We start from the raw sequence: 13,073 nt of genomic DNA, 5'->3' as shown, positions 1-13,073 counted from the left end.
CCTGACGTCGGATCAGGGAGCCGGAAACGGGAGGAACGGCATGAGGACCGCGATCGCGACGGTGTGCCTGAGCGGAACGCTCAGGGAGAAGCTGGAAGCCATCGCGGCGGCCGGCTTCCCGGCCGTCGAGATCTTCGAGAACGATCTGCTCTACTTCAACGGAGCGCCGGCAGACGTGCGGCGCCTGGCGGAGGATCTCGGCCTCGAGATCGCCGTCTACCAGCCCTTTCGCGACTTCGAGGGAATGCCGGAGCCGCAGCGGGCCAAGGTCTTCGCGCGGGCCGAACGGAAGTTCGACACCATGGCGGAGCTCGGCTGCGACTTCCTGATGGTGTGCTCGAACGTCTCGCCCTACAGCCTCCGCGGGATCGACCGGGCCGCCGCGGACTTTCACGAGCTCGGAGAGCGTGCGGCGGGTCGGGGCATGCGGGTCGCCTACGAGGCGCTTGCCTGGGGCCGGCACGTCAGCGACTACCGCGACGCCTGGGAGATCGTCCGCCGGGCCGACCATCCGGCCGTCGGCTTCGTCTTGGACAGTTTCCACGTCCTCGTGCGCGGGACCGATCTGCGCCCCATCAGGGCGATCTCGAAAGACAAGATCTTCCTGGTCCAGATGGCGGACGCCCCGAAGCTGGAGATGGACTACCTGTCCTGGAGCCGGCACTACCGCTCCTTTCCGGGCCAGGGCGACCTGCCGATCGAGCCGTTCATGGATGCGCTCGCGGCGACCGGCTTCGACGGCCTGCTCTCGCTCGAGATCTTCAGCGACCGCTTCCGCGCTGGTTCGGCCCGCGGCGTGGCCGTCGATGGCCGTCGCTCGCTCCTGTTCATGCTGGACGAACTCGGTCGCCGGCTCGGTTCTCTGGTGCCCGGTGTCGCCCCCCTCCCGGAGCGCGCGATCTGTGAGGGCGTCGAGTTCGTAGAGTTCGCGGTCGACGAGGTCGGGGGTGCGAAGCTTGAGTCGCTGCTTCGGGGACTCGGCTTCACCCGCGCCGCGAAGCACCGCTCCAAGGCGGTCGAACGCTGGAGCCAGGGCGGAATCAACCTTGTCCTGAACAGGGAGAAGGAGGGCTTCGCGCACTCGTTCCTGGTGACGCATGGGCCGTCGGTCTGCGCGATCGCCCTCAAGGTTGAGGACGCCGCGGCCTGCGCGGATCGCGCGACTGCGCTCCTCGACCAGCCCTTCCGTCAGCCGGTCGGGCCCGGCGAACTCGACATCCCGGCGGTGCGCGGCGTCGCCGGAAGCCTGCTCTACTTCGTGGACCAGAAGAGCGGGCTCGATCGGCTGTGGGATGTCGATTTCGAGCCCACGCAGGATGCGGATCCTCCCGCAGCGGCGGGGCTCGTCGCCGTGGATCACCTCTCCCAGGCGATGCTCTACGAGGAGATGCTGAGCTGGCTCCTGTTCTACAGCTCGCTCTTTCAGGCGGCGAAGAGCCCCGTCCAGGACGTGGTCGATCCGGGAGGCATCGTCCAGAGCCAGGTTGTGGAAACGGAAGACGGCTCGCTCCGGATCGTGCTCAATGCCTCGCAGAGCCACCAGACACTGGCCTCACGCTTCGTCTCGGACGGGTTCGGCGGCGGCGTGCAGCACGTCGCCTTCGGCAGCGCCGACATCTTCGGCACCGTCGAGCAGCTTCGGCAAAACGGCGTCGCGTTGCTGCCCATCCCGGAGAACTACTACGACGATCTCGAAGTCAGGGCCGATCTCCCGGCCGAGACCATCGACAGAATGCGGGCGGGCAACATCCTCTACGATCGCGAGGGCACAGCCGAGTTCTTTCACGCCTACACGCAGCCGGTTCTCGATGGCGGCTTCTTCTTCGAGATCGTCGAGCGGCGGGGCGGGTACCGAGGGTTCGGCGCCGTCAACGCACCCGTCCGCCTCGCCGCGCAGTCGAGGCTTCTCCCGCCCGGGATGCCGAGAGTGGGATGAGATCCGAGCAGGGGGAGCGTTCGGCGCGGCTGGTGCACTTCGCTCCGCGCTGTCGGGTGCGCCCGGCGGCTCACGGCGGCAGCGGGTTCTTGTAAATCCCGCCGTCCTTCATGATGACGAGAAAGTTCCTGTCCGGATCCGCAACGAGAAGAAGGTTTTCGAGAGGATTGCCGTCGACCAGCAGCAGGTCGGCGAGGGCTCCCGCCTCGATGACGCCGAGCTTGCCGGGATAGGGATTGCGCGGCCCCGACAGGTTCAGGAGCTCTGCATTCGTCGACGTCGCCATGATCAGCGCTTCTGCGGGCGTGTACCAGTTGGCCAGCGCTGCAAGCATCGAGCCCTGCCGTTGCGCCAGCTCCTTCGAGAACAGGACGTCGGTGCCGAACGCCGTCTTGATCCGGTGCTTCCTTGCCAGGGCATAGACGTTGTGCGTGCCTTCGACGACCTGCCGGAGCTTGGCCTGCTCGGCCGGCCCGAGGCCCTGGGCGGGGCTCATGTCGAGGAACGGCTGCGTGCTCAGCCAGATACCTCTCTCCGCCATCAGACGTGCGGTCGGTTCGTCCATCAGGTGGCCGTGCTCGATGCATCTCACCCCGGCCGCGATAGAGCGTTGGATCGCGGCCGGCGTATAGGCGTGAGTGCAGACATAGGTTGCCCAGTTCTCGGCGGCCTCCACAGCGGCGCGAAGCTCCTCGGCCGTGAAGGTGGAGACGTCGAGCGGACTGAACGGGGAAGCGACGCCGCCACCTGCCGTGAGCTTGATCTGCGAGGCACCCTGCATGAGTTGCTCCCGCACCCGCATGCGCACCTCATCCGGGCTGTCGGCGATCATGCTTCCGCCGAGCTGTTCGACGCGGGCAAGCATCCCCCCGATTGTTCGCGGTAAGTCCGAGAGCTGGCGAAAGTCGCCATGCCCACTGGTGATCGTGATCACGGCCCCGGACGGGTAGATGCGGGGTCCGGGCAGCAGACCCTGGTCGATGGCCCGCTTCAGGCTGAATGAGGGCCCGCCCAGGTCACGCACAGTGGTGAAGCCTCGCATCAGCGTGGCCGTCGCCTCCACCCCGGCGAGGAGGGTTGAGTAGCCGATGTCGCTGGACAGGAGCATCGCGGGTGTCGGCCGCACCATCATGGCGTGCCAATGCGCGTCGATGAGGCCGGGCATCAGCACCCGTCCTGCTCCTGGAAGCACGACGACATCTGTTTCTGCCGCGCGCTCAATCGGAGTCGTGGAGATGCGCTCGATAACATTCCCCTTCACCAGGACGTGAGAAGGGGTCGACAGCGTCGGATTCCGTCCGTCGAAGATCCGGACATTCTCGAAAAGGATTGCGGGCCTTTCGGACGGGGAAGGCGGCCCGGGCTGCGCCACAGCTGCCGCGGAATGCCCGATCCAGAGGGCAACTCCCAGCACGAGGCAGCCCGATATCGCGTGCCTCGCGGCTTCGGCCGTTGATCGTGCGGACATGGCGCGTGCCCCAAGAACTTGCATCGTCCGGCCACGCCCCTGCAGGTCGGGCTCGATCCTGTCGCGGGCCGTCCCGAAGGTTCGCTTCACCCCCTAGGTCTCGCCATCGGGGGAAACCCCGAGAGGAAGCCGGAAGAGTATCGAGAGAGGCACTCTCCTCTGGCGCGCCCATGGGCAAAGGTGATGGTCAGCCCGGCAGGCCAGGCTCTCGCCCCGCACCGAGTTTCACCGCATCCTCCGCTTCGTCGGGTGGCCCAAGCAGCATGGCGAGCCAGCGGGTCTTCGGGTGCTGTGCGCAGAACGCAAGCACGGCCACCGTGATCGGCACCCCTATGAAGGTTCCCGGGAGGCCCCACAGGAACGTCCAAAGGAAGATCGAGAACAGGACCAGGAAGGGGGACATCGCGAGCGCGGTGCCTGACACGCGCGGCTCGACATAGCTCCCAACGACCGCCTGGATCAGGTTCAGGCTTGCGAAAACGACGAAGACTGCCTGCCACTCCTCGAATTCCAACACGGCAAGGCAGGTCGGAAACAGCGTCGCGACAAGCGGACCGATGAACGGGATGTAGTTGAGCGTGAAGGCGATGACGCCCCACTCACGGGCGAGCGGCAATCCAAAGAGGGACGTCAGAGCCCAGAAGAGCAGGCCGGTCAGCAGGCTCATGAGCGTCCTGACTCCCATGTATCGTCTGATCTTGGCTGCCGTACGAGCGCACCCCTCGCTGAGGAACCTGACGGTGGCTTCGTCCGGCAGCTTCTTGATCTTCCGCGCGGTGCCTTCGATCTCGAGCAGCCCGAGGCTCACGTAGACGAGCACGACGACCCAGAAGCTGAGGGTCGTGTTCACGTGCGCACCGAACTTCTGCACCACCCCCAGCACCCATCCGACGTTGAAGTGGTCAGCCCAGAGGCTCGCGATGGGAATTCCGTGCCCCTCGAGCCAGGCGGTGCCCCTGTCGTACAGGGACTGGAAGCGTCCCATGTTGGCGAGCCCCCAGCGCCCGACCCGGCCGAAGCCCCAGGCGATCAGGGAGGCGAAAGCGGCGAACGTGACGACCAGAACGGAGATGGTGATCGCGAGGGCGAGGAGGCGCGGCATCAGCGCCTCCAACCGGCGCTGCAGCGGCCAAAGGAGAGCGATCAGGAACAAGGCGAACGCGACTGGCGCAACCACGGCGTCCGCAGCCTTCAAGGCTGCGAGGACGATGACGGCGCCGATCAATCCGGTCCAGCCGCTCGAGGCGAGCTGCCTGCTCATGTTCCCTCGGGCACGACGGCTGAGCTCGTTCTCGTGTCGCGGACCAACGGATCCTCTGGCCGGCGTGGCCTGTGACCTCCCCCGGCGGCGAGCGCCAGCGTCAGGAACGGGCTCGCGATGTTGAACACGCAGAAGGGCAGATACAGAAGGGTCGGCACCCCCAGGACAGCCGACATGTAGGCGCCGCACGAATTCCAGGGCACGAGCGGGGACGTGACCGTTCCGGCATCGGCTACGGCACGCGACAGCGTCGTGGTCGCGATGGCCCGCTTCTCGAACTCGTTCTGGAACAGCCGGACGGGCAGCACCAGCGCGATGTACTGGTCGCCTGCCACGACGTTCAGGCCGAAGGCTGTTCCCACGACCGCGCCGACGAGCTGGCCGGTGGTGCGCACGCGGCGGATCACTGGCGTCACCAGCTTGGCAAGCATGCCGAACTCCGCAAGGACGCTGCCGAGCGCGATCGCGGCGAGGATCAGCCACACGGTCTTGAGCATGCTGGCCATGCCGCCGCGAGACAGAAGGTCGTCGACCACGGGGATGCCGGACTTGGCCTGAAACCCGTTTGCCGTCGCCTGCCAGACGGCTTTGATGGAGGCCGTTGCCGTGCCGAGCTCGGGTGCGTTGACGAAGCGGAGGACAGCCTCGGGCTGGAGGATCGGCGCGATCGCGCCGGCGAACAGAGCGGCTGCCATGATGGCCAGCGACGACGGGACCCTCAGGACCGATAAGGCCACGAGCAGGACCAGCGGCAGGAGGTTTAGCGGCGTGATGCGGAACAGCGTGTCCAGGGCCGTCAGCTCGGACGCGACCGCGGCTTCGCCGGCCCCGCTGCTACCATCGGCCCAGCCCAGGATCGTCATGGCCAAGGCGGCGAGCGCGAAGGCTGGAACGGAGGTCCAGAGCTGCGCCCGCAGGTGGGTGCGGATGTCGTTCCCGGTAAGCTGGGCGGCGAGAACCGTGGTCTCGGAGAGCGGCGAGAGCTTGTCGCCCAGATAGGCTCCGGAGATCACGGCTCCCGCCGTGATCGCGGGCGAGACCCCGGCGAGCGCCGCCAGGCCGACGAGCCCGACACCGACCGTGCCCGCGGTCGTCCAGGAACTGCCTATCCCGAGGGAGATGCCGCCGCAGATCGCCAGCGAGGCCAGGTAGAACCAGTCCGGGCTGATGAGCTGGATGCCGTATAACACGAGCGTCGGGATCGTCCCCGCCATGTTCCAGGTGCCGATCAGGGCACCCACCGCGAGCAGGATGAAGATCGCGCTCACGACTGACGAAATGCCCCTCCGGCCCGCATCGGCGATCGCCTCCCAGGCATGCCCGTTCTTCAGGGCGACCAGGGCCGCCGTTTCGGCCGCGAGGAGCAGGGCCACCTGGACAGGGCCATCCGTCGCGTCGAGGCCGAACAGCAGGATTGCGCCGCCGATCAGGGCGACAAGCACGACCAGCGGCGTGAGGGCGTCGAGGTAGGAGGGGTCGCGTATGGGGCGCGGCCTCGGTGCGTCCCCCATGTTCCCCGCCCCGAGCCTGGTGGCTCCTAGAAGTCCACCGGGTCGCGGATGATGGGGCAGGTCATGCAATGCCCCCCGCCGCGCCCGCGGCCGAGCTCGGCGCCCGAGATGGTGATGACCTCGATGCCCGCCTTCCGAAGCAGGGTGTTCGCGTAGGCGTTGCGGTCATAGGCGAAGACAACTCCGGGCGAGGCGCAGACGAGGTTCGCCCCGCTGTCCCATTGCGTCCGCTCGCGCATGTAGGCGGTGCCGCCCGTCTCGATGACGCGCATTTGCCTGATGCCGAGGGCGGCCGCCACGACCTCGACGAACGAGCCTTCGTCCCTGTGCAGCTCGACCCCGCTCGCGTTGTCTGCGGGCCGGTACGAGTAGGCGTGGATCGTGTCGACAATGTCGGGATAGATCAGCACGCAGTCGCGGTCGGCGAAGGTGAAGACCGTGTCGAGATGCATTGCGGCCCGCAGCTTCGGCATGGCGGCCACGATCACGCGTTCCGCCGCGCCCTTCGCGAACAGGGCGGCGGCGAGCTGGCTGATCGCCTGTCGGGACGTGCGCTCGCTCATGCCGATCAGCACGTTACCCTTGCCGATCGGCATCACGTCTCCGCCCTCGAGGGTCGCCAGCCCGTGGTCGCGCAGAGGATCGCCCCACCAGACGTTGACCTTGCCGGCGAAGTCCGGGTGGAAGCGGTAGATCGCGGTCGTGAGGATGGTCTCTTCGTGGCGCGCCGGCCAGAAGAGCGGGTTCAGCGTGCATCCCCCGTAGATCCAGCAGGTGGTGTCACGCGTGTAGAGCGTGTTCGGGAGCGGCGGGAGAAGATACTCGGTGACTCCGGCTGCATCCCTGATCAGGGCGAGCTGTTCGCCGCCGACATCCTCGGGGAACTCCTCAGTCGACAATCCGCCGATCAGTGTCTCGGCCAGTTCGCGGTCCGGCAGGTCGTCCAGGTAGCTCCGGATCTCGTCGACGAGCCCGAGCCCGACCTGGTCCGGCACGACTTGGTTGTCGAGGATCCACGCCCGCGCCTCCGGGATGGCGACAGTCTGGGTGAGGAGGTTGTGCATCTCCACGACATCGATGCCGCGGTCCCGCATCTTCTGGACGAAGTCGAAGTGGTCGCGCTTGGCCACGTCTACCCATAGGACGTCGTCGAACAGCAGCGCGTCGCAGTTCGATGGCGTCAGGCGCTGGTGCGCACGCCCCGGGGCGCAAACCATCACCTTGCGAAGAGTGCCGACCTCGGAGTGGACGCCGAAAGCAGATAGCGACCTCGCCGGAGCTTCCGATGTGGTCATTGTGGCGCTCATGATCGTGCTCCCGGTCGTGTGAAGCTCCGTCAACACGGTGCTGGAGGCGGCCCCGTCGGTGGATGCCGAGATCCGGGCGATGGCGGCGACGGAGAAGGTCGCTCATCCGTCGAGCCCGTCCCTGCTCACCGCCGCCGGTGCCGCCGTATCAAGAGGCTAGGCCTGAGCCATCGTCATTCGTACTGGCATGTCGATCCGCTTGGCGCCTGGCCGGGTGAACGCACGAAGAACCCCGCGGCAATATTTGGCGGCGTCCCGGTCCCGAGCTCAGGAAGTCAGACATCAATAGCTGTTGCAGAACGTACCGGCCTCCGGCTGGCGGGCAATCAGGCATAACCCCGAGTTCCGGCGGAGAATGCCCTGGGCTGGATAGAGCTCCACGGCTGAGGGCGGGAACGTCGGTCCGGGCTCGGCGACTGGCGCGGACCCACCATGTTGGCAACGCGATCGCCAGGAGGAGGGGATCGCGACCAAGGCGAGGCGAGGCGCCTGTCTTGAATTGAGAGATCCTCCGAAGACGGCCTGCCGTCGGGTAGCCCTCCGCAGAGTTTCCTCCCGCGCTCGGGGTTTGACCTGATGGTCACATGGCCGGGCCGGGTTACGCTCCCCGTTGCGACGATCCACGATCGTCGCTGCTGGAGGAGGGCGTCGCATGGCTGAACTGGTGATCGTTGGGTTTGACAACCCGACCGATGCCGACCGTGTTCTGACGGAGCTGTCGCGCCTGCAGAAAGAATATCTGATCGATCTCGAGGATGCCGTCGTCGCCATCCGCAGCTCGGACGGATCCGTTCGGATCAAACAGAGCGTGAACCTGGTGAGTCTCGGCGCGACCACGGGCGGCCTGCGTGGAGCCTTGTGGGGCAGCCTCATCGGCCTGCTTTTCCTGAACCCGCTCGCCGGCCTCGCGATCGGCGGCGCCGTTGGGGCGGGCTCGGGGGCCCTGTCCGGGAACATGATCGACTATGGGATCAACGACGACCTCATCAAGTCGATCGGGCAGACGCTCAAGCCCGACACCTCTGCGCTGTTCCTGCTGATCCGGAAGTCCCAACCCGAGAAGGTCCTCGCTGAGCTGTCCGAGTACAAGGGGCACGTGATCCGCTCCTCGCTGTCACCGGAGCAGGAAGCGAAGCTGCAGGCCGCGCTCTCGCGAGCCCACCCACCCAGCCCGAGCGACGGGATGGAGGCCGCCGCCGAGATGGCGGCGCAGCGCGCCTGACGTCTGGCTCGAACACCGGGAGGCCAAAGTGCTGTCGCGCCGTTTCCTTCTTTCTGCGCTCCTCGGCGCGCCGCTGGTGCTACCGCTCGTCCTGACTGTGTCGACGGAGGCCGAGGCGCAACGAGAGCGACCGAACCGGCCGGACCGGCCCAGCCGCCCGAGGCGGCGCCGGCCTCCTGCACCGCGGCCCCGGACGGAGCGTCGCCCGCCGCCTCGCCGGAACTTTGTCTGGATACCTGGTCGCTGGGTCTGGTCCGATCGGCGCTGGCGTTGGGTTTGGGTTCCTGGCCGGTGGGTGAGCCGCCGCGGTCGTTGGTAGGAGGACGGTCCCCGAGGCCAGGAAGGCGTCGCCGGATCGGCTCGGACGCAAATGTCGCGCGATCGGGAGCCTTTCTGTCATCAACCCGATCGTCCCGAGGTGCAGCTTCCTTAGCTTCGCCCTCCAGGTCGAGATCGACCGCTGCCCCTCGTGGCCGCGCCACACTGTCGAGGGCGCGTCGGGCAGGTCGCCCGCTCAATCCGGAGCGGCCCTGACGGCGAGGGAGAGGCTCATGAGAAGCGGCAATAGTGCCTATCCGAGCGGGGCAGAGATGCCGGAAAGGGCTCTCGGTCGAACTCGGCTCCTGTTGGGGTCTGTGATGGTTCTCGCGGGCGCGCTCGTTCTCGGAGACCTGGCGCTCGCCTCGTTCGTCAGCCCGACCTTCATCGGCGCGATCGCGATCCTCGTCGGGGCCAGCGAGATCATCCACGCGGTCTGGAGCCGGCGACTGGGCGGCATGCGGTGGCAGATGCTGCTCGGATTGCTGTACGTCCTCGTCGGTCTCCTGCTGGTGGGCACTGGCGGCTCGAGCGCGATAGACCTCACGCAGTTCCTCGTGCGCTCGGCGCGACAGGGTGAACTCCTCCTTGCCTACGCTCTCGGGCTATCGCTCGTGCTTTCCGGCGCCGTCAGGATCCTCTTTGCGCTGAGGCATCGGCTGCAAGGCGGCTGGGGGATGCTAGGCGCAGGCACGTTCGGAGTTGCGGCAGGCGTCATCGTCTTGGCGGAGTTCCCGAAGACCGGCCTTTGGATCTTCGGGCTGCTGCTCGGGATCGATCTCATCGTCCACGGTGCGGCATGGCTCGGCTACGCGAAGGCCCCAGCAGCCACGCCGACTTAAGGCGCGCCCGCTCTGAGGAGGGTTCTTCCTGTACAGTTCGGAAGCTGTCGGGTGTTGAGGGAGCGGGGCGAGCCTTCAGGAGGGCCTCCCGAGACCCGCTCGGGTGACGTCACCGCCCGAAGCGAACGCGTATCGGCAAACGCGTGAAACTGGCTGCTCTCATTATCTCCAATCAGACCTGGCGCACGCGTACAGCTTCTGGCGGGGCGTCGAGCGCGTAGAGGATGCCGCGAAGTTCCGCGAGCCCTTTCAGCCGGCCGATGGCGGCGTAGCCTGGGTTCACGGTCTTGCGGAGGTCGTCCATCATCCGGTGGCCGTGGTCGGGTCGGAAGATCAGCTTCTGCCCCGGGCCGCGCTTCCTGTCCTCTGCCACGAGTTCGCGGAGCACGGCGACCATGTCGACATCGCCTTCGAGATGCGCGGCCTCGTGGAAGGAGCGCGGATCGTCGGCATCGCGCTTCGTTGCGCGCAGGTGCGCGAAGTGGATGCGGTCGCCGAACCGGCGAACGATTGCCGGCAGATCGTTGTCCGCGCGCACCCCGAGCGAGCCCGTGCAGAAGCACATGCCGTTCGCCGGGGAGGGGACGGCTTCGAAGAGGGCCGCGTAGTCCTCCTCGGTCGAGGCGACGCGAGGCAGGCCGAATAACGGGCGCGGCGGGTCGTCGGGATGGAGTGTCAGCCGAATCCCGAACGCCTCGGCAGCGGGCGTGACCGCCTGGAGGAACTCGATCAGGTGCTGCCGGAGCCGCGTCGCACCGATGCCCGCATAGCTCCTGAGCCGCTCGCGGAAGGCCGGGATCGACAGCGGGTCCGTGGTAGAGCCGGGGAGGGCGCTCGCGATCGTGACGACGAGGCCGTCACGGTCCTCCTGGCTCATCGCGTCGTAGATCCCGTGTGCCCGCTCACGTTCCTCCGGCGCGTAATCCGCCTCGGCGCCGTCGCGCGCGAGGATGTGCAGGTCGAAGGCAGCGAAGCGATCCTGCTCGAAGCGGAGCGCCGTCGCGCCCGTCGGCAGCACCCAGTCGAGATCGGTGCGGGTCCAATCGACCACGGGCATGAAATTGTAGCAGACGACCTTGACGTCGTTGGCAGCGAGCGCCTCGAGGCTCGCGATCCAGGCCTCGATCTCGGTTTTCGCCCGCTGGCCGAGACGCTTGACGGAATCGGGCACCGGGATCGACTCGACGACCGTCCAGGCAAGTTCGGAACGGCCGTCCGGGGCGTCCTCGATCAGGCGCTTGCGGGCGGCTACTTCGGATGCCGTCCACGCTTGGCCGATCGGGATGTCGTGCAGGGAGGTCACGACGTCCGTCGCGCCCGCTTGGCGGATGTCGTCGAGCGAGACGGCATCGCGTCCCGGCCCGTACCAGCGCCAGCCCTGCCGCATGTTTCCCTCTCCCCGGTTGTGGTGGAGCTCAGGTGAAGTAGGCCGGATGGAGCCTTGCGAGGATCCGAGCATCCGGGAGGACGGCCTGAAGGTGGGCCTGCATCGCACTCCGGGCGGCGGGAGCGTTCCCGTCGCGGACGGCGTCGGCGATGACCCGGTGCTCGCCGATGACCTGACCCATTCGGCCGAGCGCCGGGAGAGTCAGCCTTCGGCATCGGTCGATCTGCAGCTTGGCCTGACGGACGGTCTTCCAGATCCCCGCATGGCCGGAAAGGGCTGCGATCGCCTCGTGGAATCCCTCATCCGCCTCGTGGAACGCCGCCTGATCGCCCAGCCTGGCAAAGGCCTCCTGCCGCTCGATGATCTTGCTCAGCGCATCTGCGCCGGCCGGACCGGCTCGCATGGCCGCCATCTCGACGAGCGCGCCCTCGAGAGCCTGCCGGACCACGACCGCCTCGGGAATCCCGGAAAGGGGGATGCGGGCAACGAAGGTCCCGGCCTGCGGGCGGATGTCGACGAGGCCCTCCTCCGAGAGGCGGATGAGCGCCTCCCGGACAGGTGTGCGGCTGACGCCGAAACGCTCGGTGAGGTCCTTCTCGCATAATGCCGCGCCCGGCTCGAGCCCGAGCGAGACGATCTCGTCCCTGAGCTCGGCACAGATGGCCGATGCCGCCGTCAAAGGACGCCGCTGCATCCTTCGGGGCTCGGTCTCGGTCGGGGGAAGCGTCGGGTGCGGATCCATGTCTTCTGGCGCTTGTCTTTCGACCGATTGACCGGATTGATATATTAGTATTGATTGCGCGACAATGAGCAGCCGCATCTTGCGGAAGGGGGAGGCGTCCAGCGTGGCGTTGCATCCGGACAGGCTGTTGCCGGTTGAGGCGGGCGCGTGCGGCTCCGCCCGGCATCTCGGTGCCGAGGTCGCCGCTCTGCCGATCATCTCCCCACACGGCCACGCGGATCGGCGCCGGTTCGCGAAGCGGACCTACCGGCCATGACAGCGTCGGGAGGCGAGATGCGCGAATTTGCGGGGCGCGTCGCATTCGTGACGGGCGGCGCCTCCGGCATCGGGCGCGCGGCGACGCTCGCTTTCGCCCGGGAAGGCGCCGCCGTAGCCTTCACGTACATCACGAGCGAAGTCGAGGCGCGGGAGCTCGAAAGCCGCATCTCGGCGGCCGGGGGGCGAGCGCTCGCGCTGCGGGCGGACATGACGAAGTGGGAGGAGGTCGAGGAGGCCTTCGCCAGAGCCGAGGAAGCGCTCGGACCCGTCGAGATCCTGTTCGCGAATGCGGGCGGACTGCTGAAGCGGGAGCGCTGCGTCGATACGAGCCCGGACTTCTGGGACGAGGTCTTCGCCGTCAACGTGAAGAGTACGTTCCTCGCCTGCAAGGCGGCACTCTCCCGGATGGAGCCGAGGCGACGCGGCGTGATCGTCACCATGAGCTCGCTCGCGGCATTCGATGGCGGTGGTCCGGGAGCGACGCACTACGCTGCCTCCAAGGGCGCGATCACGACCTATACGCGCGGGCTCGCCAAGGAGGTTGGGCCGCTCGGCATCCGGGTGAACGGGGTCGCGCCGGGGCTGATCGGGACGCGCTTTCACGACCGTTTCAACACGCCTGAGGGCCGTAAGGCCACGGCAGAACGCACTCCGCTTCGCCGGGAGGGGACGCCAGAGGACGTCGCGGAGGCGGTCGTCTACCTCGCGTCCGAGAGATCGGGCTTCCTCGCTGGCGAGGTCATCCAGATCAATGGCGGGCTCGGGATGTTCTGAGCCGGCTGCGGCGGACCAGCGTAGAACGACAACGGGAGCAGGCGCAT

At 67.4% G+C, this 13,073-nt stretch carries 11 protein-coding genes; 5 read left to right on the top strand and 6 right to left on the bottom strand.

All coding sequences use genetic code 11. The features are described from left to right. Positions 1-40: 40 nt before the first annotated feature. Complete coding sequence (locus ACO2SS_RS02885; RefSeq protein WP_423276043.1) at positions 41-1,936, top strand: bifunctional sugar phosphate isomerase/epimerase/4-hydroxyphenylpyruvate dioxygenase family protein; 1,896 nt, start codon at positions 41-43, stop codon at positions 1,934-1,936. A 70-nt stretch (positions 1,937-2,006) separates the two neighbouring features. Here ACO2SS_RS02885 and ACO2SS_RS02880 read toward each other — a convergent pair whose 3' ends face one another. From ACO2SS_RS02880 to ACO2SS_RS02865, 4 genes are all read right to left on the bottom strand, one after another. Beyond that, complete coding sequence (locus tag ACO2SS_RS02880) at positions 2,007-3,404, bottom strand: amidohydrolase family protein (RefSeq protein ID WP_423276233.1); 1,398 nt, start codon at positions 3,402-3,404, stop codon at positions 2,007-2,009. A 187-nt stretch (positions 3,405-3,591) separates the two neighbouring features. Further along, positions 3,592-4,665 carry an AI-2E family transporter gene (locus ACO2SS_RS02875; RefSeq protein WP_423276042.1) on the bottom strand — a complete coding sequence of 358 codons (1,074 nt, stop codon included), beginning with the start codon at positions 4,663-4,665 and terminating at the stop codon, positions 3,592-3,594. Continuing rightward, positions 4,662-6,176 carry a Na+/H+ antiporter NhaC family protein gene (locus tag ACO2SS_RS02870; protein ID WP_423276041.1) on the bottom strand — a complete coding sequence of 505 codons (1,515 nt, stop codon included), beginning with the start codon at positions 6,174-6,176 and terminating at the stop codon, positions 4,662-4,664. The genes ACO2SS_RS02875 and ACO2SS_RS02870 overlap by 4 nt, the downstream gene beginning before the upstream one ends. Positions 6,177-6,202: 26 nt before the next feature. After that, positions 6,203-7,483, bottom strand: a complete 1,281-nt coding sequence (locus ACO2SS_RS02865; protein WP_423276040.1) for an arginine deiminase — start codon at positions 7,481-7,483, stop codon at positions 6,203-6,205. Positions 7,484-8,135: 652 nt separating this feature from the next. Here ACO2SS_RS02865 and ACO2SS_RS02860 point away from each other — a divergent pair. From ACO2SS_RS02860 to ACO2SS_RS02850, 3 genes are all read left to right on the top strand, one after another. Further along, on the top strand, positions 8,136-8,705 hold the full coding sequence (locus ACO2SS_RS02860) for a DUF1269 domain-containing protein (RefSeq protein WP_423276039.1): 570 nt from the start codon (positions 8,136-8,138) through the stop codon (positions 8,703-8,705). 28 nt (positions 8,706-8,733) lie between these two features. Then, on the top strand, positions 8,734-9,024 hold the full coding sequence (locus ACO2SS_RS02855; RefSeq protein WP_423276038.1) for a hypothetical protein: 291 nt from the start codon (positions 8,734-8,736) through the stop codon (positions 9,022-9,024). Between the two features lie 232 nt (positions 9,025-9,256). Further along, the gene (locus tag ACO2SS_RS02850; protein ID WP_423276037.1) at positions 9,257-9,865 is read left to right on the top strand and encodes an HdeD family acid-resistance protein; all 609 of its coding nucleotides are present in this window, start codon (positions 9,257-9,259) and stop codon (positions 9,863-9,865) included. A gap of 172 nt (positions 9,866-10,037) precedes the next feature. Here the strand turns inward: ACO2SS_RS02850 and uxuA are convergent, their stop codons facing one another. Together uxuA and ACO2SS_RS02840 are read right to left on the bottom strand one after the other, a co-directional pair. Beyond that, positions 10,038-11,252, bottom strand: coding sequence for a mannonate dehydratase (uxuA, locus tag ACO2SS_RS02845; protein WP_423276036.1), 1,215 nt, complete (start codon positions 11,250-11,252; stop codon positions 10,038-10,040). 28 nt (positions 11,253-11,280) lie between these two features. After that, positions 11,281-11,946 carry a GntR family transcriptional regulator gene (locus tag ACO2SS_RS02840; RefSeq protein WP_423276035.1) on the bottom strand — a complete coding sequence of 222 codons (666 nt, stop codon included), beginning with the start codon at positions 11,944-11,946 and terminating at the stop codon, positions 11,281-11,283. 321 nt (positions 11,947-12,267) lie between these two features. Here ACO2SS_RS02840 and ACO2SS_RS02835 point away from each other — a divergent pair, with 321 nt between their 5' ends. Continuing rightward, positions 12,268-13,026, top strand: coding sequence for an SDR family NAD(P)-dependent oxidoreductase (locus ACO2SS_RS02835; protein WP_423276034.1), 759 nt, complete (start codon positions 12,268-12,270; stop codon positions 13,024-13,026). The last annotated feature ends 47 nt before the right edge of the window (positions 13,027-13,073 follow it).

The sequence above is a fragment of the Enterovirga sp. CN4-39 genome (genome assembly GCF_049446235.1).
Lineage (GTDB): Bacteria > Pseudomonadota > Alphaproteobacteria > Rhizobiales > Beijerinckiaceae > Enterovirga.
The sequence above is the reverse complement of the archived record's forward strand: the minus strand, read 5'-3'. Positions and strand labels throughout refer to the sequence as shown.

Excerpts from the sequence above, each read along its gene's own strand:
- ACO2SS_RS02885 (WP_423276043.1), top strand. The coding sequence starts at position 41 with ATGAGGACCGCGATCGCGACGGTGTGCCTGAGCGGAACGCTCAGGGAG.
- ACO2SS_RS02880 (WP_423276233.1), bottom strand. The coding sequence starts at position 3,404 with ATGTCCGCACGATCAACGGCCGAAGCCGCGAGGCACGCGATATCGGGC.
- ACO2SS_RS02875 (WP_423276042.1), bottom strand. The coding sequence starts at position 4,665 with ATGAGCAGGCAGCTCGCCTCGAGCGGCTGGACCGGATTGATCGGCGCC.
- ACO2SS_RS02870 (WP_423276041.1), bottom strand. The coding sequence starts at position 6,176 with ATGGGGGACGCACCGAGGCCGCGCCCCATACGCGACCCCTCCTACCTC.
- ACO2SS_RS02865 (WP_423276040.1), bottom strand. The coding sequence starts at position 7,483 with ATGAGCGCCACAATGACCACATCGGAAGCTCCGGCGAGGTCGCTATCT.
- ACO2SS_RS02860 (WP_423276039.1), top strand. The coding sequence starts at position 8,136 with ATGGCTGAACTGGTGATCGTTGGGTTTGACAACCCGACCGATGCCGAC.
- ACO2SS_RS02850 (WP_423276037.1), top strand. The coding sequence starts at position 9,257 with ATGAGAAGCGGCAATAGTGCCTATCCGAGCGGGGCAGAGATGCCGGAA.
- uxuA (WP_423276036.1), bottom strand. The coding sequence starts at position 11,252 with ATGCGGCAGGGCTGGCGCTGGTACGGGCCGGGACGCGATGCCGTCTCG.
- ACO2SS_RS02840 (WP_423276035.1), bottom strand. The coding sequence starts at position 11,946 with ATGCAGCGGCGTCCTTTGACGGCGGCATCGGCCATCTGTGCCGAGCTC.
- ACO2SS_RS02835 (WP_423276034.1), top strand. The coding sequence starts at position 12,268 with ATGCGCGAATTTGCGGGGCGCGTCGCATTCGTGACGGGCGGCGCCTCC.